The following is a 19,538-nucleotide window of genomic DNA, read 5'->3' as shown; positions in this document are numbered from 1 at the left end:
AATGGCGTTCGCAACCTCGTGGCAGATGTTCAAGACGTCGGCTGCGGTACTGAAGTCACGTAAAGAATTGGCGGTTTTTCCGGTGTTCTCGGCGGTCGCGAGCGTCCTGGTGGCCGCGACATTCATTGTGCCGATCATTGCCAATGATGTCTGGCACAAGTCATCGACGATGACCTATGTGCTGTTCGGGCTGATGTATCTGGTCTCTGCGTTCGTCACGATTTTCTTCAATGCGGCATTGATCTCGCAGGCGAATGTTGCGTTGCAGGGTGGGGACCCCGATGTGGCCGAGGGGCTGCGGGCGGCGGGGGCGCGATCGCCGCAGATTCTGGTGTGGGCGGTGATTTCGGCTACGGTGTCGCAGGCGTTGCGGTGGCTGCAGGATCGGGTGCCGTTTCTCGGGATGATCTTGGCCGCTATCGCTGGGACGGCATGGCAGGTGGTGACGTTCTTGGTGTTGCCGAAGATTGTGCTGGAGGATCGTAATGTGGTTGCGGCGGTGAAGGATTCGTCGGCGGCTCTGAAGCGGACCTGGGGGGAGAATCTGGCAGGCAATGCCGGGCTCGGATTGTTCGGCTTGCTGTTCGCCCTGCCGGGCATTCTGGTGATGTTCGTCGGATTCCTGATGCTCGGTACGGGTACGGATGCGGTCGCCGGGCTGGCAGTGATCGCGCTCGGCATCGCATGGCTCATGGCGACCGGGGTTATCGTGTCCGCGCTGTCGGGCATCTACCAGACGGCGCTGTACCGGTACAGCGTCGATGGCAGCGCGCCGGTCGCGTTCGCCACGGCGGATCTGTCGCAGTCGTTCCGGCGACGTGGCCGCCGCTGATCGAATACACCTGTGCCCGGCCGAGATTCACTCGGCCGGGCACAGTGCTATGCGTCAGCGCTGGCAACGCTAGCTGTTGGTGAACTTCGCCGGACGCTTCTCGACGAAGGCGCTCATACCTTCCTTCTGATCGTCGATTGCGAAGAGCGAGTGGAAGACTCGGCGTTCGAAGCGCAGGCCCTCGGCGAGGGTGGTTTCGAAGGAGCGGTCCACGGCTTCCTTGGCGATCATGGTGACCGGCAACGACATCGAGGCGATGGTTTCGGCGACCTCGAGTGCGGTATCGAGCAGTTCTGCGGCGGGCACGATGCGGGATACGAGGCCGGCGCGCTCTGCCTCCTCGGCATCCATATTTCGACCGGTGAGCACCAGATCCATGGCCTTGGCCTTGCCGATGGCGCGGGTCAGGCGCTGCGAGCCGCCGATGCCCGGGATGACGCCGAGCTTGATTTCGGGCTGACCGAATTTCGCGTTGTCGGCGGCGAGCAGGATGTCGCAGATCATGGCCAGCTCACAGCCACCGCCGAGGGCGTAACCGGCGACGGCGGCGATGGTGGGCTTGCGGAACTGTGCCAGCCGGTCCCAGCGGGCGAAGTAGTCGTTCATGAACATGTCCATGTACGACTTGGGCTGCATCTCCTTGATATCGGCACCGGCCGCGAAGGCCCGCTCCGAACCGGTGATGACGACGGCGCCGATCGCGTCATCGTGCTCGAGTTCGTCGAGCGCGGCGATGACATCGTCGAGGACCTGCGCGTTCAGCGCGTTCAGCGCCTTCGGGCGGTTCAGCGTGATCCAGCCGACCCGGCCCTTGCGCTCCAGCAGAATCGTCTCGAAGTCGGGTTCTCCCGCCGCCCGACCACCACTGCCCACGGAATCGCTTCGCGATGCATCCATTTTTCAGACACCCTCTTGATCGGAACGGTCACGGATATCGGTGACGATAGCGGAGAAGTCCTTACCGGCCTGCGACTGGTTGAACCGGGTGTAGATCTCGGCGGCGAGCACGCCGAGCTGGCCGTCGACGTCGTTATCGCGCAGGGCATTCGCGGCCAGGCCCAGGTCCTTGGTCATCAATGCGGTGGCGAAACCGGGCTGGTAGTCGTTGTTCGCGGGGCTGGTCGGCACGGGACCCGGAACCGGACAGTAGCTGGTCAGCGCCCAACTCTGGCCGGATGCGGTCGAGACCACATCGAAGAACGACTGGTGACTCAGGCCCAGCTTCTCGCCCAGCACCAAGGCCTCGGACAGGCCGATCATCGAAATGCCGAGCAGCATGTTGTTGCAGATCTTCGCGGCCTGGCCGACACCGGAGCCACCACAGTGCACGACCTTGCCGCCCATCACCTCGAGCACGTCGAACGCATCGGCGAAGTCGGCCTCGGTGCCGCCGACCATGAAGGTGAGCGTGCCCGCCGCGGCACCCGCGACACCACCGGAGACCGGGGCGTCCAGTGCACGATGACCCGCATCGACGGCACGGGCAGCGGCCACCTTGGCGTCGGCGACATCGATGGTGGAGCAGTCGATGAACAGGGTGCCCGGATCCGCGGCGGAGAGCAGATCGGCGTAGACGTCGAGGACGAGCTTGCCATTGGGCAGCATGGTGATCACGACATCGCGCCCCGCGGCGGCCGCAGTGGCCGAATCCACCACGGTGGCACCGTCTTTGCGCGCCTGCTCCTGTGCGGCGGGGACCGGATCGAACGCCAGCACGTCATATCCGGCCTCGACCAGATTCGCGGCCATCGGCCCGCCCATATGGCCGAGGCCGAGGAAACCGATCTTCTTCGTCACTTGTTTGCCTCCAAACCCAGTTCCTTATCGCCCAATTCGACGAAGTACGCGTCGACCTGCTCGGCGGTGACATCGGCGAGCGTCGCGGGCGACCACCGCGGATTGCGGTCCTTATCGATCACCTGCGCGCGGATGCCTTCGACCAGATCGTGCGAGGCCAGCGCGGCGATGGACACCCGGTACTCCTCGTTCAGCACCGCCTCGAGGCTGTTCGCGGCACGGGCCGCACGCAGCGAACGCAACGTCACCTTCAGTGCCACGGGCGATTTAGCGAGCAGTTCGGTCGCCGCCTTGGCAGCCTCCGGCGACCCGTGCGTCCGCAACCGATCGACGATCTCCTCGACGGTGTCGGCGCTGTAGCAGCCATCGATCCAGTCCTGCTGGGCGACCAGCTCGGATTCCGGTGCGTCCGTGGCGAATTTGGCGATGGCGATCTCGGCGGACTCGGTCCGCAGCGTTTCCAGCAGTGCCGGAATATGTTCCGAGGCCACGTAGTAATCGGCGAAACCCGCGGCAATGGCGTCACCGGCGCTCATCCGCGCGGTGGTCAGTGCGACGTGCGTGCCGATTTCGCCCGGCGTGCGGGCGAGCAGGTAGGTGCCACCGACATCCGGAATGAAGCCGATGCCGACCTCCGGCATACCGATCTTGGAGCGCTCGGTGACGATACGGTGGCTGCCGTGGCCGGAAAGACCTACGCCGCCACCCATCACGATGCCGTCCATGACCACCACATACGGCTTCGGGTAGCGGCCGATCAGGGCATTGAGGATGTACTCGTCGCGCCAGAACATGCCGGTGGCCGAATCCGCATCGGCGGCACCGGCCGGGGAGCCACCATTCAGTGCGGTCGCGTCACGGTGGATGGCGACAATATCGCCGCCCGCGCAGAGCCCGCGCTCCCCCGCGCCGGTGACGACGACGGTGCGCACCTCGTCGTCATCCGCCCACACCTGCAGTGCGGCGGAAATAGCAAGGGCCATCGGATGATTCAGCGCATTGATGGCCTTGGGCCGGTTCAACGTGATCAGACCGAGTCCGTCGCGCTTATCGATGAGAACTTCGGATTCGGTCATGCTGCTCCTACCACCGAGCGGGCGACGACCACCCGCATGATTTCGTTGGTGCCCTCCAGGATCTGGTGCACCCGCAGATCGCGGACGATCTTTTCCACGCCGTATTCGGCCAGGTATCCGTAACCGCCGTGCATTTGCAGCGCCTTATTCGCGACTTCGAATCCGGCGTCGGTCGTGAATCGCTTTGCCATGGCGCACAATTCGACCTTGTCGTCGGCATCGGCATCCAGCGCGGCCGCGGCCCGCCACAGCAGGGTCCGCGCCGCCTCCAGCGAGGTACGCATATCCGCGAGCTGGAATTGCAATGCCGGGTTGTCCAGCAGTCGGCTGTTGAATGCCTTGCGCTGAGCCAGGTACGCCACGGATTTCTCGAGCGCCGCCTGGCCGCCACCCAACGAGCAGGCGGCGATATTGAGTCGCCCGCCGTTGAGCCCGTTCATGGCAATGCGGAAGCCATTGCCCTCGACGCCGAGCATATTGGCGGCGGGCACCCTGGCGTTTTCCAGAATCACCTGACGAGTGGGCTGGGCATTCCAGCCCATCTTCTTCTCGTTGGCACCGAAGGAAATTCCCGGGGTGTCGGCCGGAACGACGAATGCCGAAATCCCGCGCGCACCCGCATCGCCGGTGCGAGCCATGATGACGTACACGTCGGTGCTGCCCGCGCCGGAGATGAATTGCTTTACCCCGGTGAGCAAGTAGTCGTCACCGTCGCGAACGGCCTTGGTACTCAAGGCTGCCGCATCCGATCCGACGCCCGGCTCGGTGAGCGCGTAGCTGCCGAGCCATTCCATCGAGGTCAGCCGGGGCAGCCAATGGTTGCGCTGCTCGGCATTGCCGTAGTTATCGATCATCCAGGCAACCATGTTGTGGATGGAGATATACGCCGCGATGGCGGGGCAGCCGGTGGCCAGTTGTTCGAAGATGCGCACGGCATCGAGCCTGCGCAGTCCGGAGCCACCGACATCCTCGCCGATATAGATGCCCCCCATGCCGAGCGAACCCGCCTTGCGCAGCACATCCACTGGAAAGTGCTTCTGCTCATCCCATTCCAGGGCGTTCGGGGCGAGGTACTCGTCGGCGAAGTCGCGCGCCATTTCGGTAATGGCGCGCTCGTCGTCATTCAGCGCGAACACGATCGTCGACCTCCCGTCCGTGGGCTATTCAGTCCATCGTCGGAATGACGAAGTGGTTGCTGTCCTTCAGCCCGGACGGCCAGCGCTGGGTAACGGTCTTGGTCTTGGTGTAGAAGCGAATCGAATCCGGACCGTGCTGGTTCAGATCGCCGAATCCGGAGCGCTTCCAGCCGCCGAAGGTGTGATACGCGATCGGCACCGGAATCGGCACATTGATGCCGACCATGCCGACCTGTACGCGGGCGGCGAAATCCCGTGCGGTATCGCCGTCGCGGGTGAAGATCGCGACACCATTGCCGTATTCGTGCTCGTTGGGCAGGGCCAGCGCTTCGTCGTAATCCTTGGCCCGCACGATCGCAAGCACCGGGCCGAAGATCTCTTCCTTGTAGATCCGCATTTCCCGGGTGACATTGTCGAAAAGCGTTGCGCCGGTGAAGTACCCGCCTTCGCCGCCGTCGACCGCGAGGCCGCGGCCATCGATGACCAGATCGGCCCCCTCATCGACGCCGATCTGGACGTAATTCTCGACCCGGCCGAGCGCATCCTTGGTGACCAGTGGGCCGAAATCGGCACCGGCATCGTCGGAGCGCCCGACATTCAGCTTGGCGATCCGCTCGATCAGCTTCTCGCGCAGGCGATCCGCGGTCTCCTGGCCGACCGGCACGGCAACCGAGATGGCCATACAGCGCTCGCCCGCCGAGCCGTAGCCCGCGCCGATGAGCTGGTCGGCGACATCGTCGAGGTCGGCGTCCGGCATCACGATCGCGTGGTTCTTGGCACCGCCGAAGCACTGTGCGCGCTTGCCATTCGCGGTCGCGGTCTCGTAGATGTACTGCGCGATCGGGGTGGAGCCGACGAAGCCGACGGCCTTGACGGTCGGCGAGTGCAGAATCGCGTCGACGGCTTCCTTATCGCCGTTGACCACATTGAACACGCCCGCGGGCAGACCCGCCTCGAGGAACAGTTCGGCCAGCCGCAGCGGCACCGAGGGGTCGCGCTCGGACGGCTTGAGCACGAAGGCATTTCCGCACGCCAGCGCCGGTCCGGCCTTCCACAGCGGAATCATGGCCGGGAAGTTGAACGGGGTGATGCCCGCGACTACACCGAGCGGCTGACGCATCGAGTAGACGTCGATGCCGGTGCCCGCGCTCTCGGTGTACTCACCCTTGAGCAGATGCGGAATACCCGCCGCGAATTCGATGACCTCGATACCGCGCTGGATATCACCCTTGGCGTCGGGGATGGTCTTGCCGTGTTCGGCAGACAGCAGCGCTGCAAGGGAATCCATCTCGTCCTGCACGAGCGTCAGGAACTTCATCAGCACCCTGGCCCGCTTCTGCGGGTTGAACGCGGCCCACACCTGCTGCGCCTCGGCCGCATTCGCGATGACGGCATCGACCTCGGACTTACTCGCCAGCGGCACCCGCGCCTGCACCTGGCCGGTATTCGGATCGAAGACATCGGCGAAGTTGCCCGAGGCCCCGGCGACATGTTGTCCGCCGATGTAGTGAGTGAGTTCGCGAACCATGCCAGTCCTGTTCTTGTAGTGGACGCCGCGCATCGCGCGATCTATAGACATCCTATAGTTGGATGTCCAAGTAAATATAGGCAGTGTGACTCATCCCACGGCAACCACCGAGCAATCAGCCGGACCGGCTGCGGTCAGGCGGAGGACTCCGTGAGCAGTGGGCAGTCACCGACGGCGCGATGCGGCGGGCGCAATTCATGCAGCTCAGCCCTTGGTACGCACCAGCCTGCGGGTCCAGCGATGGACGGCATGTCAGGCGGAGGGCTTCGAGGAGCGGGTGAGCAGTAGTGCGCCGACGGCGAGCACCACCGCGCCACCAATCACGATCGCGACCATTACCCCGACTTCGCCATCGAACCGAGTGGCGACCGCCATGCCGACGGCGAGCGCGAACGTCGCGCTGCCGCCGATCACCAGGATCGTCGAACGTTGGGTCGCATACAGGACAAAACAAACGACGGCTACCAGCGCGGTCGGTACGAACCCCCAGTGCCCCGGACTGGTGTCGAGGGTCACCGCACCCGCGTCCGCGATGAGGATCGCGACGACATATCCCGACCAGTTTTCGACGATCAAGCCGAACCCGGTGAGCGCGAACCAGATCCCGCCGAGGGCGAGCAGGCCGACGCCGACCCAGACCTCCTCGACATCGAAGACCTCGTCGAGCACCACCAGGACCAGAACAACGCTGTACCAGGCCGCGGCGAAGATGCCGATGACCGATGGCAAGGCCGAGTAACCGAGTACGGCCACCACAAGACCCGCGATACATGCGCAGACGAAGGCATTGTCGGAGTTGCCGCCTTCGAAGATCGACCCCACCGTCACGGCAACCGATACGGATGCGAGCGCGAAGAGCACCGTGGCGAGCCGCGAGCGGGATGTGCGCGCAACCGTTGTACGCGTGAACAATCCGGCGATGCCACCGGCCAGCGCGATCCCGCCGAGAGCGAGACCGACCGACACCAGCCCGAAGATGACGATGCGGCCGATCCGCTGCAGGTCATCCCAGGAAGACGCGAGTAATAGGGCGAGCCCGCCCAACATCGAACCAGCGCCGATATAGGCGGCGATCTCGGCGAGTAGCCTGCCCGGCGACTCGGGCTTCGTCCGCTCAGCCGCCAGTGCCTTCGCGACCGCATCGCGCTGGTCTTCGGTCAATATGCCTTCGTCGACCAGCCGCCGTAAGGCCGCCCCCGACCGATCTTGAATCCCCATGTATCGAGTATGGCCGGTACATCGGCAGTCGTTAACTGCTCCATGCCAACTCAGCGCTCCGGGCCGAGTTCCACCACCGTGCCGGGATGCGCAAGTGAGGCGACCTCGATCGGGCCGCCTTTGGCCTGCTCGATGATCTGACCCTGCCAGGCGACGAAGCAGGAGGCGATTTCGCCGTTGTAGATATTGGTCAGGATCGGGGTGAGTGCCTTGGCCAGGTCGCCTTCGGCGGCGATGAGCTGATCGCGGTAGGGGCCGTAGTAGGGCAGGATTGCTTGCAGCACAACGGCTTCCACACCCTGCACCTGGGTGATCAACGGATCGATGAGTGGCTGGTATTGCGCTATCACCGGTGCGATTTCGGCGAGGACGGGGCCGACCAATTGCAGTATCGGCTGGTAGACCGAGCCGAGCGCGAAGGCTTCGGAGGAAAACGGGCCGGCCAAGGGGGCGAGGCCGATGAGCGAGGCGAGGCCGCCCTGTTGTTTCGGCGCGGGCCAGCCGAGCGGGCAGGCGGGTTGGGTATTGACGGCGGGGGCCGCGAACGGACTGCCTGCGCCCAGTGGGATCGACGTTGCCGGTCCGACTCCGGGAGTGTCACCGAGCGGGACCGAGGCCGCGGGGCCGGATGCCGGGGCATTGCCTGCGGGACCGATCGCGACCGCGGCGGGTACGCCTGCCGCGCCGAGTGGAACCGCTGCCGCGGGGGCACCGACGGCTGCTGGCGCAGCAGCAGGTGCGGCGGATGTCGACGGCGCCGCCGATGTCGGCGCAGGGGTGGCCGCAGATCGACCCGCGGCGGGCTGTTCCTGCTGGACCACCACCGTGGCGACCTCATCGTCATCGCGCACCGTCAATGCGGTCACCGCGACAGCGCTACCGATTACGGTCAGTGCGGCGACCGCCCGGATGGCAGTGGCGACCGCAGGCCGGGTCGTGCTGCGAGAAGTCATCGGACCGTGCTCCTGTCGTATCTAATGTGTCGGCGCCGCAGGCGAAGTCGATTCCGATGAAGCCGGCGGGGCGGGCGAGACCAATGTTGCGGGCGCGGTCGGCGAAACTGGTGTCGACGGCGCGTTTGCTGTGGGCGGTGCTCCCGGTGCCGCGGCGTCGGGTTCGAAGACGCCTTCGAGGTGCCAGACACCCGTGAAACCGTTGAACGGACCGCCAACGATCAAGCTCGTCCACTGCAGGGTGTATTTGCGAGTGCCCGGGTCGTAGGTGCCGGTGGCGGGCGGGCCTTGGGCCGCATCGGATTTCGGCCGGTCGAACCACTGCTGACCGACCCAGTCCCACACCTTCTGCACCTGCTGCGCCCCCGCGACTTGGGCCCCCTGCTTCTCCGGCGGCTTCGGCGCCCCCTGGTTGAACTCCTGGTCGTTCCAGGAGGCGGCCCACGAGGACAGATTCGCGGTCAGTTTCCCGCCGTCGTTCACCACCGACGGCGGCGATACCTCGCGCTGGGTCTGCGGATCGACGGGATTGGTGGAGATGCCGAATTCGACGGCGAAGAATTTGGTGGGCTTGGTAATCGATGCAGATAGCGAATGTCCCTGCGCGAAACCGGGTTTGGGCTCGCTCTGGTATCCGCCGGTGCGCAGACCACCTGCCGTGCCCGGCTGGAGCAGTGTGGTCGCACCGCCCTGCGCCGGGGAGTCGCCGTTGGGCATATAGGGGCCGCGCTCGGGCGTCCCACCCGGCTGCACCATCCGGAACCAGGTGCCTGTCACGGTGTCACCGGCAACCGAACCCGGTGTGAGGCGCAGCAATCCGACCAACTGCTCCGGCCCGGACGACTTCGGAGCGTCACCGTCGGAGCAACCCGACAGCACTGTCAGCGCGGCGAATGCGGCCGCGATGGTCATCGCGCGAGTCTTCACAGTCGGCCACCGCCATTCGGTTCACTCGGCGAACCGAATTCGGTGACGGCCGCGACCATGACCGCATCGCGCATCCCGGTCGCGACAGCCGGGGCTTCGACCGCGGCCCAAGCTCCAGCACTGATTTCGCACCACCGCGAGATCCGATCGACACCTGCCGTGCACCACTGCCGGACGGCCTGCGAGTTCATTTCGACTCACCACCAATCGCATTCGCGCGGTGTGCGCGATCTCCACTCGGACGCGCGATGCTGATCACCGCGAAAATCAAAACCCCTGGAATGACGTAGCACCAGCCGATTCCACGAAAGGCCGTGAAGCCGAGCGGTTTTGTCGAATCATTCAGCGCGACGACAGCATCGAAATTCACGACATTGTCGTTCATCGCACCGATCAATGCGGCGAAGCGGGATGTCATCGGCTGCCACCGCGATTCGAGCGCGGATATGCCGGTCAGATCGGCATCCGGATGGGCGCTGCGGACCGCACCGGTGTATCGGCTGTCGAGTTCGCCGTCCGCCGCGACGAGGGTGACGAAGTAGCCCTGTACCTTTCGCACCTCATCGTGAGTGAGAATCGGCTGGAAGCCATCGATCAGCGGTTGCGCCGCCGGGGCGGCCGGAAACAGTGCGCCGACCACAGGTGTCGCGATCAAAGCGATGCCCGCGAGTGCCGCCGCCGCGCGCCAGACCACAGCGCGCTGTCCGGCTTGTGCCCGCCGAAAACCGAATACCCCCGCGGCGATCAGGATTACGCCCGGCAGTGCGAGCAACCATGGCAATGATCCGAACGGCGTTGCGGCGGCGAGCTTTTCGTAGTTACCGCGGTTGACATCAATCGCGTCGATCATCGTGGACATATCGGATCGGATGCCCGGATAGTCGCGAACGAATTGATCGATCCGCTCGTAGCTTCCCGGCTGTTGACCCGCCGCCCGCAGCGCCAGCACATTGGTCCTGGCATCCTCGAGCACCTGCAGATCGGATCGATAGCCATCGATACTCGACTGCGTCACGTAGGGCGCGAACGAGTCGATCATGGCCTCCCCCTTGACCGCTCGCGGGAACATCCCCGTGACAATGGGCGCGAGGAGTAGCAGCGCACCCACCACGATCAGCACCACGAACGGCCACCGCCGCCCCGGTGGCGGCGGCGCGACATCCGGATTCGAGACGAAATCCGAATATGCCGGCAGTCCGGAGCTTTGCGACACAGTGTCGGTCGGAGCGGGGGTCATTGCCGGTTCCGGCCCGCTATGCGGTCCGCATTGAAGAACACCCCGGCCGCGACGATGGCGAGCACGAGCAGTGCCGGCACCAGCCATACCGGATCGCGTTGTCCGCGTGGCACTTCGACGGTCTTGGTCGCGAGCACGGTATCGGTGTGGGTTTGCTGCGCCAGCGCGACCGGCACGGATTCGGCGACCGGCGGAGCGTCCGCCGGAGCCGGTGCACCCGGGCCGGGCGGAGCTGCTGCTGGTGCCTCCGGCGACAACGGCGCGGCCGCCGGAGCGGCCTGCGGCACCGCCCCACCGCGATACTGACCCGCCAGATGCCAAAGTCCGGTGAAATTGTTGAACGGGCCGCCGACGATCTGACTGGTCCACTCGATCACGAAATTGCCCGCACCGTCGATGCTCCCGGAGATCGGACTCGTCTTTCCGGACAGCCCGCCGCCCGGCTTGGGCGAGCCCTGATTGAAGACCTGGTTGTTCCAGGTCACCCCGAGGCTGCTCAAATCACCCGACAACTGCCCACCATCGGCGAAGAGCTGTGGCAGCCCGGTGGCACCGCTCGTCTGCGGATCGGTCGGGTTGGTCGCGGTGGCGAAATCGACGCCGTAGAAGCGGACCGGTGTGGTCACCCGCCCGGACTGGGCATTGCCCGCCGCGTCGAAGGCGGCCGCGGGTTGTGGTTGGTAGCTACCGCTCACCAGCCCGCCATCAGTGCCGGCGGATAGCGGCGTCACCGTCTGGTCGCTGCATTGCGAATCGCTGTTCTGCAAATATGGCCCACCGGCAGCACCCGTCGGCAGGATCATCCGGAAGAAACTGCCGGTCACCGCGCCGTTCGAGCACACGCCGGGAGCAAGCGCGAACAGTCCGTTCAACGGCGCGGGCTCGGCGGATGCGGGCGGTGCGACAATCGCCGACAGGCCGAGGGCGGCGAACACGGCGAATAGCCGATACGAGTTCGGTCCCATGGATAGTCCTTGGCTCGAGGTGCGGTCCTGCCAGCGGAAATGGTCGCTATTCGGCAGCTGCCTCCATCGGAACTCGAGTCGGGGTGGATGTCGCGGGTTGCGGTCACGGTGAGCCGAATCCCGCGGCAATCATTCGGCCAACTATCTGGGCGGGTTCACCTGGCGCAGTGACCGCCATCACCGTAAGATTAGTTTGACGTCCTAGTATCGGGCGCCAAACAGGATCTCCCCCGGAGGACCCAGTGGCCGACAGCACCGCGCTCTACACGCCCACCCATCCCGTCCGATTCGTGACCTCGGCCGCGCTCTTCGACGGGCACGATGCGGCGATCAACATCATGCGACGGATCCTGCAGGCGCAGGGCGCCGAGGTCATCCACCTCGGACACAATCGCGCGGTCAGTGAGGTCGTGGACGCGGTGCTCACCGAGGATGCCCAGGGCGTCGCGGTGAGTTCGTATCAGGGCGGACATGTCGAGTACTTCGAATATCTCGCCGACGCACTGAAAAAGGCCGGCGCCGACCATGTCCGGATCTTCGGCGGTGGCGGCGGGGTAATCGTCGCCGAGGAGATCGCGCGCCTCGCCGAATCCGGGGTGACCATCTTCTCCCCCGAGGACGGCCAGCGGCTCGGCCTGCCCGGCATGATCAATCAGCTGATCCGGACCTGCGATTTCGATCTCGCCGCCGAGCCGCCGGTGCTGGACGCGGTACTCGCCGGTGAACGGGCCGCGCTCGCCCGCGCGATCACCTGCCTGCAGCAGGACACACTGTCGAAGTCCGATCGCCAGACCCTGGCCTCGGCCGCCGCCGCCCGCACGGTGCCGGTGCTCGGCATCACCGGCACAGGTGGTTCCGGAAAGTCTTCACTCACCGACGAATTGGTGCGCCGTCTGCGCTCGGATCAGCAGGACAAGTTGCGCGTCGCGATTCTCGCGGTGGATCCGACCCGGCGACGCGGCGGCGGTGCGCTGCTCGGCGACCGCATCCGGATGAACGCCCTCGACGGCGATCACACCTTCTTCCGCTCACTGGCCACCCGCGGCGGCCACGAACTGCCGCAGAATATCGACGTCATCGTGACGGCCTGCAAGGCAGCGGGATACGACCTGGTCATCCTGGAAACCCCCGGCATCGGCCAGGGCGATGCCGCGGTCACCGACCACGTCGACGTGTCGATGTATGTGATGACACCGGAATTCGGCGCGGCCTCCCAGCTGGAGAAGATCGACATGCTGGATTACGCGGATGTGGTGGCGATCAATAAGTTCGAGCGCCGCGGCGCCGAGGATGCGCTGCGGGATGTCTCGCGACAGTTGATTCGCAATCGCGAGGAATTCACCAAGTCTCCCGAGGAGATGCCGGTATTCGGTACCAGCGCAGCCACTTTCAACGATGACGGGGTAACGGCGCTCTACCAGCACCTCACCGGACTGCTCGCCGAGCACGGCCTGCACCTCGAGCCCGGCGTACTTCCGAAGGTGGATACCCGCTCCTCAACCAGGTTCGCGCAGATCATTCCGCCCGCCCGGGTGCGCTATCTTGCCGAGATCGCCGATACGGTCCGCGACTACCACGCCGATACGGCCACGCAAATCGTCGCGGCACAGCGTCTGCAACGGCTCGAGCAGGTGGCGGCCGAACTGCCCGATGACGTCGCGGTGGCCGAACTCGCCGAAAAAGCCCGCGATGCACTGCATGCCGACAATGCCGAACTGCTCGCTGGGTGGCCCGAACTGGCCGAGTCCTACCGGGGTGCGGAGCAGGTGGTTCGGGTTCGTGATCGCGAAATCCATACCCCGCTGCGCCGGGAGACGCTGTCCGGCAATTCCATTCCCCGCGTCGCGCTGCCGCGCTTCACCGATCACGGTGAGCTGCTGCGATTCCTGCGCGCGGAGAATCTGCCCGGACGGTTCCCGTTCACCGCGGGCGTCTTTCCATTCAAACGCGATAACGAGGATCCGGCACGGATGTTCGCCGGCGAGGGCGATCCGTTCCGTACCAACCGGCGATTCAAGGTACTCAGCGAACATGCCGAGGCGACACGGCTTTCCACCGCCTTCGATTCGGTGACGCTCTACGGTCACGATCCCGCCGAGCGCCCGGATATCTACGGCAAGGTCGGCACCTCCGGTGTCTCGATCGCCTCGCTCGACGATATGAAGGCGCTCTACGACGGCTTCGACCTGATCGCGCCGACCACCTCGGTTTCGATGACCATCAATGGCCCGGCCCCGACCATCCTGGCCTACTTCCTCAATACCGCCATCGACCAAGCGCTGGAACGGTTCTCGGCCGCCGAAGGCCGCGAACCCAATATCGAGGAAGCTGCCGATATCACGGCACGCACCCTGGCGACAGTGCGCGGCACCGTTCAGGCCGACATCCTCAAGGAGGATCAGGGCCAGAACACCTGCATCTTCTCCACCGAATTCAGCCTGCGCATGATGGCTGATATCCAGGAATGGTTCGTGCGCAAGGGTGTTCGCAACTTCTACTCGGTCTCGATTTCCGGCTATCACATCGCCGAGGCCGGTGCGAATCCGATCAGTCAGCTAGCTTTCACCCTCGCCAACGGATTCACCTATGTCGAGGCATATCTCGCACGCGGCATGCAGATCGATGACTTCGCACCGAATCTGTCGTTCTTCTTCTCCAACGGCATGGATCCGGAATATTCGGTGATCGGCCGGGTGGCGCGGCGTATCTGGGCCGTCGCCATGCGAGATCGCTACGGCGCCAACGAGCGTTCGCAGAAGCTGAAGTACCACGTGCAGACTTCGGGCCGGTCGCTGCACGCACAGGAGATGAGCTTCAACGACATTCGCACCACCCTGCAGGCGCTCATCGCCATCTACGACAACTGCAACAGCCTGCACACCAATGCCTATGACGAGGCGGTGACCACACCCACCGAGGAATCGGTGCGCCGCGCGCTGGCCATTCAGCTCATCATCAACCGCGAGTGGGGCATCGCGATGAACGAAAACCCGCTCCAGGGTAGCTTTCTCATCGATGAGCTCACCGATCTCGTCGAGGAGGCCGTGCTCGCCGAATTCGATCGCATCAGCGAGCGCGGCGGGGTCCTCGGGGCCATGGAGACCGGCTATCAGCGGGGCAAGATCCAAGACGAATCGATGCGCTACGAGCACCGCAAACACGATGGCTCGCTGCCGATCATCGGTGTCAATACCTTCCGCAATCCACACGGCGAACCACATCGGGTCATCGAATTGGCTCGCGGCACCGAGGCGGAGAAGCAGTCACAGCTGCAGCGCGTGCGCCAGTTCCAGAACGACCATCGCGATGCCGCGCATGCCGCCCTCGCCCGCCTGGACGCGGTGGCCCGCACCGACGAAAACATCTTCGAGGTCCTGATGGACGCCGCCCGGGTCTGCACCCTGCAACAGATCACCGACACCTTTTTCACCGTCGGCGGTCAGTACCGCCGCAACGTGTGAAATAGGTTGGGCCCTCAGAAGATTCGCACCTCCGGAATCCTATCCATCTGACGCGCCCACTCCGGGTATTTCGCCAGCTTGGCCTGATGCAGGGCCATGATCTTGTCGCGCAGTTCGGGATCCCGCTCATCCGATACGTCGGGTCCGATGGCGATCTTCTGGAAGTGCGGGATGATCTGCGGATCACCTGCCAGGTGGACCGGATCGTGCATATAGCGCTCCATCGCCGCCAGATCCTCGATGCCCACGCAATAGGCATGGGTCAGCCCTTCGCTCACGTCGCCGAGATTCTGGCCGACGGTTGCGAACGACACCGATTCGACCGCTGCGGTGCGCTTCATCAGCGCGAGTACCTCGGCCTTCTGCGCCTCGGTGGTCTCTTCGCGGAAGCCGAAGCGCAACAGATGAACGATCATGGATACCTCCTCGTTTTGAACTGACAAGTTCAATCTAGATAACTGACTGGTAGATACACAAGAGTGAACCAACAAGTTCAACCGGGGAGCTAATATGCAGGGGTGACGGGTACGACGGCGCCGCGCGGGCGCATCGATAAGCGGCAGGCGATCCTGGACGTCGCATTCACCGTCTTCGCGCGGCGCGGCTACGACAAGGCCTGTGTGCAGGAGATCGCGGACGAGGCGGGCGTCGCCAAGCCGACGGTCTACAACCACCTCAATGACAAGCAGACCCTGTTCCGGCACGCCGTGCTGGCCGCCGCCGACACGGTGGCCGCCGAAACCCTCGCGATCGTCGATCGCCTGCGCGAGCCGGGCGACGATCTGTCCGCCGCCCTCACCACGACGGCGCGCGCGCTGCTCGCGGAATGCTCCGGCGCGCGTGCCCGTTCGCTGCGTGCGCTGACCTACGCGCAGCTCGCCGCCTTTCCGGACCTGGCCGACACCGTGCTGGAACGCACCTCGCGACACATAGCCGAGGCGCTGGCCGATCGACTTGCGCGACTCGCTCTTGCGGGTCGGCTGCAGACCAGCGATCCGGCGCAGGCCGCCGAACAGCTGCTCGCCCTGCTCACCGCGCCACTGGAGGCCCGATCCCGGCTCGGCACCCGCGAGGTGAGCGACGCCGAACAGCGCGATATCGCCGATGCGGCGGTGCGGACATTCCTGTCCGCATACGGTTCCCGCTGAACCCGAACGCGCCCGCCCGCGCGCGTGTGACAATCGCGATGTCAGGGCCTTCAGCATGGTTGGGACGGCGGACATGGATCTCTCGAATATCCGGATTATCGACAGCCATATTCATCAGTGGGATCCGTTCCGCACGCCGCGCGAATTCAGCCGGACGGCGAAGTTGCTCCGGATGCTGCCCATTCCGATCGATTGGGCCAAGCGGGTGGCACCACGCCGGGATCGGGAATTCGTCGGGGATCCGACCGCTTATGCGAATCCATATCTGCCCACGAATTACCGCGCGGATGCCGATGGTGTCCCGGTCGAGTCGATCGTGCATATCGAGGTCGGATGGACCGGAAAGGGGGCACTCGCCGGGGCCGATGAGACGAAGTGGGTGTCCGGGCTGCCATTCGGCGGCGACAATCCGGCACTCGGCGCAATCATCGGGAATGCCGATCCGGCGGCACCGGATTTCGCGGCGCTGCTCGATGCCCATGTGGCCGCATCGCCGCTGGTGCGCGGCATTCGCGCGCATGTCGCGCACCATCCCGATCCGGATGTCCGGCCGTATACCGAGCACGAGAGCGCACTCACCACCAAGGAATTCCTCAACGGCTACGCGGCACTTGCCGAGCGCGGGCTGTCTTTCGAGGCCTGGGTGTATTCGCATGCGCTACCCGATGTGACGGCGCTTGCCGAACGTTATCCGGAAGTCCCGATCGTGCTCGACCATCTCGCCACGCCCGCAGGGATTTTCGGCCCGGTCGGCAAACACACCGGAACGAATCCGAGCCTGCGCCGGGAACTATTCGTCCGCTGGCGCGACGATCTCACCGTGCTGGCCGAAAACCCCAATGTGGTCGCGAAAGTCAGCGGTTTGATGATGCCGATCCTCGGCCACCCGGTACCACCACGTGGCACGTCGACACCGATTCCGGTGCTGCTGGATCGAATTCGCCCGCTCATCGCACATGCCTACGAAGTCTTCGGCGCGGACCGCCTGCTGTGGGGCTCCAATTTCCCAGTGGACAAGCCGATTACGAGCATCGCCGACAGCGCCGAGCTCATCGCCACCGCAATCACCGAGCACGGCGGCGGCCGCGACGAGCTCGGGCAGATCTTCCGAACCAACGCCCAACGGACCTACCGAATCGAATCCTGAACCGGGTCGAAACGCAGCAGGGTGCGCGGCCCGGTCGGCCGGAGGGCCGGCCCCGGCTGGGCGGGTACCGCTCGATCAAGGGACGAAGGCTGCGGCGATTTGGCGGGTCAAGGTGTCGCGGGCGGTGGCCAGGGATGGGCCGTACCAGGTGAGGCTGCGGCCTTCGACCAAAGCGACAGGCAAGCCCGGGAATGCCTCGGGACCATCGGATCTGGTGAATACGTACGGCTCGTCGGGGAGCAGGACGAGTTCGACATCGCGAGTCAGCTCGTCCTCGGAGACGTGCGGATAGCGCTCGGCGCGGTCCATGTGCACAAGTCGGAGGCCGAGGCGCGCCGCTAGGTCACCGGTGAAGGTGTTGTGGCCGACCACCATCCAGGGGTTGCGCCAGATCGGAATGACCGTATTGCGTGGCGGTGCGGGAGATGGTGCAGCCCAGGACATTTCGGCTTCGACGAGCGAGTCGGGCACCGGACCGTCCAGCGCTTCGGTGAAAAGTCGGCGCAGCGAGGCAAAGCCTTCGTCCAACGTTTCGATTCTGGTGACCCACACCGGGATTCCCGCATCGCGTAGCCGCTCCACATCGATGCGGCGATTCTCTTCCTGATTGCACAGCACCAGATCGGGTGCGAGCTCGATGATTCGGCGCACATTCGGGTTCTTGGTGCCACGCACCCGCTCGACGTCCAGGTCCGCGGGATGTGTGCACCAATCCGTGGCCGCGACAAGGACTTCGGGGCGACTCACCGCAACGGCCTCGGTCAGCGACGGAACCAGCGACACCACCCGTCGCGCCGGGCGGTCGATGTGCACGGCCGCGCCCAGATCGTCGATCATGACAGCACCCGACGGCCCGGGACACGCAATTCGGATGGTCGTGTGCATCTCCTCGAATTGACGTCCTCTCCCACCAGAAGCTGAAGGCGGGAGATCCCGTACTGTGCGGGTTGTGCCGCGTTTCCGGTGGGTTCCTGCTTCGATGCCGGTCGCTCGGCCGAGGCCGAGTCTGACACCAGCTCCACAGGCGTTGGGCTGTCCGCACGTCCTGCGGCCAGAATGTTCTTCGCGGCGTTCGCATCCCGATCGTGGATGGTGCCGCACGTGCACGTCCACTGGCGGACATGCAGCGGTTTGCGGCCGGTCAGTGCACCGCAGGATGAGCACAGTTGGGTAGATGCGAACCAGCGGTCCACCTTGCCGAAGCGTCGCCCATACCGCGCGGCCTTCTCTTCGAGCATGCGAGTGAACATGCCCCACCCGGCATCGTGAACCGACTTCGCCAACCTCGTGCGCGCCAAACCTTTGACGCACAGGTCCTCGACATACACCGCTTGGTTATCGCGGATGATCGTCGTGGACTGTTTATGCGCCCAGTCCCGACGCGTGTCGGAGACCTTGGCGTGCGCCTTCGCGACCTTCAGTCGCGCCTTGGCTCGGTTGTTGGAGCCCTTCTGCTTGCGTGACAATGACTGTTGCGCTTTGCGGAGCTTGCGTTCGGCACGGCGCAGGAACCTCGGGTTCTCGATCACGATGCCGTTGGACAACACCGCGAACGACGTCAACCCCAAGTCGATACCGACCTCGGAATCCGACAGCGGCAGCGGCCCGGACTCGACTTCCACCACGAACGACGCGAAATACCTGCCCGCAGCATCTTTCACGACCGTCACACTCGACGGGGCCGAGGGCAGCTCTCGTGACCAGCGAACCGATACGTCCCCGATCTTCGGCAACCGCAGCTTCCCGCCGGAGGTGACCGCGAACCAGGAGTTCTTCGTGAACCGGATCGACTGCCTGCTGTCCTTGCAGGATCGGTACCTCGGCGGCGCGACCTTGGCACCTGTGCGCTTGCCCGTTACCGAGGTGAAGAAGTTGCGGTAGGCGGTGTTCAGATCGGCGAGCGCCTGTTGAAGAACGACCGACGACACTTCGGTCAGCCACTCCCGTTCCGGCGTGCGTTTGGCCTCGGTGAGTCGCTTCGACAATTCGCGTTGCTGATCCGCTGCCCGGCTTCGAACGCTTCGCGCCGGGCCCGTAACGCGTCGTTGAACACCACGCGAGCGCACCCGAACGCCTTCGCCAACGACCGCTGTTGCCCCACAGTGGGATACAA

At 64.8% G+C, this 19,538-nt stretch carries 19 protein-coding genes; 4 read left to right on the top strand and 15 right to left on the bottom strand.

Annotated elements, in window-relative coordinates; genetic code table 11:
• Position 1 precedes the first annotated feature (1 nt).
• Positions 2-832 carry a DUF6159 family protein gene (locus tag ACIBW7_RS32870; RefSeq protein WP_397053166.1) on the top strand — a complete coding sequence of 277 codons (831 nt, stop codon included), beginning with the start codon at positions 2-4 and terminating at the stop codon, positions 830-832.
• A gap of 69 nt (positions 833-901) precedes the next feature.
• Here ACIBW7_RS32870 and ACIBW7_RS32865 read toward each other — a convergent pair whose 3' ends face one another.
• From ACIBW7_RS32865 to ACIBW7_RS32815, 11 genes are all read right to left on the bottom strand, one after another.
• On the bottom strand, positions 902-1,729 hold the full coding sequence (locus tag ACIBW7_RS32865) for an enoyl-CoA hydratase (protein WP_397053164.1): 828 nt from the start codon (positions 1,727-1,729) through the stop codon (positions 902-904).
• Between the two features lie 3 nt (positions 1,730-1,732).
• Positions 1,733-2,629 carry a 3-hydroxyisobutyrate dehydrogenase gene (mmsB, locus tag ACIBW7_RS32860; protein ID WP_397053162.1) on the bottom strand — a complete coding sequence of 299 codons (897 nt, stop codon included), beginning with the start codon at positions 2,627-2,629 and terminating at the stop codon, positions 1,733-1,735.
• Positions 2,626-3,705: an enoyl-CoA hydratase/isomerase family protein gene (locus tag ACIBW7_RS32855; protein ID WP_397053160.1), complete on the bottom strand. Its 1,080-nt coding sequence runs from the start codon at positions 3,703-3,705 to the stop codon at positions 2,626-2,628. Before ACIBW7_RS32855 ends, mmsB begins: the two co-directional genes overlap by 4 nt.
• Positions 3,702-4,841 carry an acyl-CoA dehydrogenase family protein gene (locus ACIBW7_RS32850; protein ID WP_397053158.1) on the bottom strand — a complete coding sequence of 380 codons (1,140 nt, stop codon included), beginning with the start codon at positions 4,839-4,841 and terminating at the stop codon, positions 3,702-3,704. Before ACIBW7_RS32850 ends, ACIBW7_RS32855 begins: the two co-directional genes overlap by 4 nt.
• A gap of 28 nt (positions 4,842-4,869) precedes the next feature.
• Positions 4,870-6,369 (bottom strand): CoA-acylating methylmalonate-semialdehyde dehydrogenase, encoded by a 1,500-nt coding sequence (locus ACIBW7_RS32845; RefSeq protein ID WP_397053156.1) that lies wholly within the window; start codon positions 6,367-6,369, stop codon positions 4,870-4,872.
• 252 nt (positions 6,370-6,621) lie between these two features.
• Positions 6,622-7,587: a DUF2157 domain-containing protein gene (locus ACIBW7_RS32840; protein ID WP_397053154.1), complete on the bottom strand. Its 966-nt coding sequence runs from the start codon at positions 7,585-7,587 to the stop codon at positions 6,622-6,624.
• A 50-nt stretch (positions 7,588-7,637) separates the two neighbouring features.
• Positions 7,638-8,540, bottom strand: a complete 903-nt coding sequence (locus ACIBW7_RS32835) for a hypothetical protein (RefSeq protein ID WP_397053152.1) — start codon at positions 8,538-8,540, stop codon at positions 7,638-7,640.
• Positions 8,541-8,561: 21 nt separating this feature from the next.
• Positions 8,562-9,452, bottom strand: a complete 891-nt coding sequence (locus ACIBW7_RS32830; protein WP_397053150.1) for a hypothetical protein — start codon at positions 9,450-9,452, stop codon at positions 8,562-8,564.
• Positions 9,453-9,463: 11 nt separating this feature from the next.
• Complete coding sequence (locus ACIBW7_RS32825) at positions 9,464-9,658, bottom strand: hypothetical protein (protein WP_357476880.1); 195 nt, start codon at positions 9,656-9,658, stop codon at positions 9,464-9,466.
• Complete coding sequence (locus ACIBW7_RS32820) at positions 9,655-10,704, bottom strand: hypothetical protein (protein WP_397053147.1); 1,050 nt, start codon at positions 10,702-10,704, stop codon at positions 9,655-9,657. The genes ACIBW7_RS32825 and ACIBW7_RS32820 overlap by 4 nt, the downstream gene beginning before the upstream one ends.
• Complete coding sequence (locus ACIBW7_RS32815; protein WP_397053145.1) at positions 10,701-11,669, bottom strand: hypothetical protein; 969 nt, start codon at positions 11,667-11,669, stop codon at positions 10,701-10,703. The genes ACIBW7_RS32820 and ACIBW7_RS32815 overlap by 4 nt, the downstream gene beginning before the upstream one ends.
• A 242-nt stretch (positions 11,670-11,911) precedes the next feature.
• Between ACIBW7_RS32815 and icmF the strand changes: the two genes are divergently transcribed.
• Positions 11,912-15,130 carry a fused isobutyryl-CoA mutase/GTPase IcmF gene (icmF, locus tag ACIBW7_RS32810; RefSeq protein ID WP_397053143.1) on the top strand — a complete coding sequence of 1,073 codons (3,219 nt, stop codon included), beginning with the start codon at positions 11,912-11,914 and terminating at the stop codon, positions 15,128-15,130.
• A gap of 14 nt (positions 15,131-15,144) precedes the next feature.
• Here icmF and ACIBW7_RS32805 read toward each other — a convergent pair whose 3' ends face one another.
• Entirely contained in the window at positions 15,145-15,546 is a 402-nt protein-coding gene (locus ACIBW7_RS32805) for a Dabb family protein (RefSeq protein ID WP_397053141.1), read from the bottom strand.
• A gap of 102 nt (positions 15,547-15,648) precedes the next feature.
• Between ACIBW7_RS32805 and ACIBW7_RS32800 the strand changes: the two genes are divergently transcribed.
• Positions 15,649-16,278 carry a TetR/AcrR family transcriptional regulator gene (locus ACIBW7_RS32800; RefSeq protein WP_397053139.1) on the top strand — a complete coding sequence of 210 codons (630 nt, stop codon included), beginning with the start codon at positions 15,649-15,651 and terminating at the stop codon, positions 16,276-16,278.
• A gap of 73 nt (positions 16,279-16,351) precedes the next feature.
• Complete coding sequence (locus ACIBW7_RS32795; protein ID WP_397053137.1) at positions 16,352-17,425, top strand: amidohydrolase family protein; 1,074 nt, start codon at positions 16,352-16,354, stop codon at positions 17,423-17,425.
• 75 nt (positions 17,426-17,500) lie between these two features.
• Here ACIBW7_RS32795 and ACIBW7_RS32790 read toward each other — a convergent pair whose 3' ends face one another.
• The 3 genes from ACIBW7_RS32790 to ACIBW7_RS32780 are packed head-to-tail and all read right to left on the bottom strand — an operon-like array spanning position 17,501 to position 19,526.
• The gene (locus tag ACIBW7_RS32790; RefSeq protein ID WP_397053134.1) at positions 17,501-18,262 is read right to left on the bottom strand and encodes a helical backbone metal receptor; all 762 of its coding nucleotides are present in this window, start codon (positions 18,260-18,262) and stop codon (positions 17,501-17,503) included.
• Complete coding sequence (locus ACIBW7_RS32785) at positions 18,259-19,410, bottom strand: RNA-guided endonuclease InsQ/TnpB family protein (RefSeq protein WP_397053133.1); 1,152 nt, start codon at positions 19,408-19,410, stop codon at positions 18,259-18,261. Before ACIBW7_RS32785 ends, ACIBW7_RS32790 begins: the two co-directional genes overlap by 4 nt.
• Positions 19,359-19,526, bottom strand: coding sequence for a helix-turn-helix domain-containing protein (locus ACIBW7_RS32780; protein WP_397053235.1), 168 nt, complete (start codon positions 19,524-19,526; stop codon positions 19,359-19,361). Before ACIBW7_RS32780 ends, ACIBW7_RS32785 begins: the two co-directional genes overlap by 52 nt.
• Positions 19,527-19,538: the final 12 nt, after the last annotated feature.

The sequence above is a fragment of the Nocardia sp. NPDC049526 genome (assembly GCF_044465765.1).
GTDB lineage: Bacteria > Actinomycetota > Actinomycetes > Mycobacteriales > Mycobacteriaceae > Nocardia.
This window is presented reverse-complemented; position numbering and strand designations above follow the sequence as displayed.

Coding starts and splice junctions, on each gene's coding strand:
- ACIBW7_RS32870 (WP_397053166.1), top strand. CDS start 2: ATGGCGTTCGCAACCTCGTGGCAGATGTTCAAGACGTCGGCTGCGGTA.
- ACIBW7_RS32865 (WP_397053164.1), bottom strand. CDS start 1,729: ATGGATGCATCGCGAAGCGATTCCGTGGGCAGTGGTGGTCGGGCGGCG.
- ACIBW7_RS32855 (WP_397053160.1), bottom strand. CDS start 3,705: ATGACCGAATCCGAAGTTCTCATCGATAAGCGCGACGGACTCGGTCTG.
- ACIBW7_RS32845 (WP_397053156.1), bottom strand. CDS start 6,369: ATGGTTCGCGAACTCACTCACTACATCGGCGGACAACATGTCGCCGGG.
- ACIBW7_RS32840 (WP_397053154.1), bottom strand. CDS start 7,587: ATGGGGATTCAAGATCGGTCGGGGGCGGCCTTACGGCGGCTGGTCGAC.
- ACIBW7_RS32835 (WP_397053152.1), bottom strand. CDS start 8,540: ATGACTTCTCGCAGCACGACCCGGCCTGCGGTCGCCACTGCCATCCGG.
- ACIBW7_RS32830 (WP_397053150.1), bottom strand. CDS start 9,452: ATGACCATCGCGGCCGCATTCGCCGCGCTGACAGTGCTGTCGGGTTGC.
- ACIBW7_RS32825 (WP_357476880.1), bottom strand. CDS start 9,658: ATGAACTCGCAGGCCGTCCGGCAGTGGTGCACGGCAGGTGTCGATCGG.
- ACIBW7_RS32820 (WP_397053147.1), bottom strand. CDS start 10,704: ATGACCCCCGCTCCGACCGACACTGTGTCGCAAAGCTCCGGACTGCCG.
- ACIBW7_RS32815 (WP_397053145.1), bottom strand. CDS start 11,669: ATGGGACCGAACTCGTATCGGCTATTCGCCGTGTTCGCCGCCCTCGGC.
- ACIBW7_RS32805 (WP_397053141.1), bottom strand. CDS start 15,546: ATGATCGTTCATCTGTTGCGCTTCGGCTTCCGCGAAGAGACCACCGAG.
- ACIBW7_RS32795 (WP_397053137.1), top strand. CDS start 16,352: ATGGATCTCTCGAATATCCGGATTATCGACAGCCATATTCATCAGTGG.
- ACIBW7_RS32790 (WP_397053134.1), bottom strand. CDS start 18,262: ATGATCGACGATCTGGGCGCGGCCGTGCACATCGACCGCCCGGCGCGA.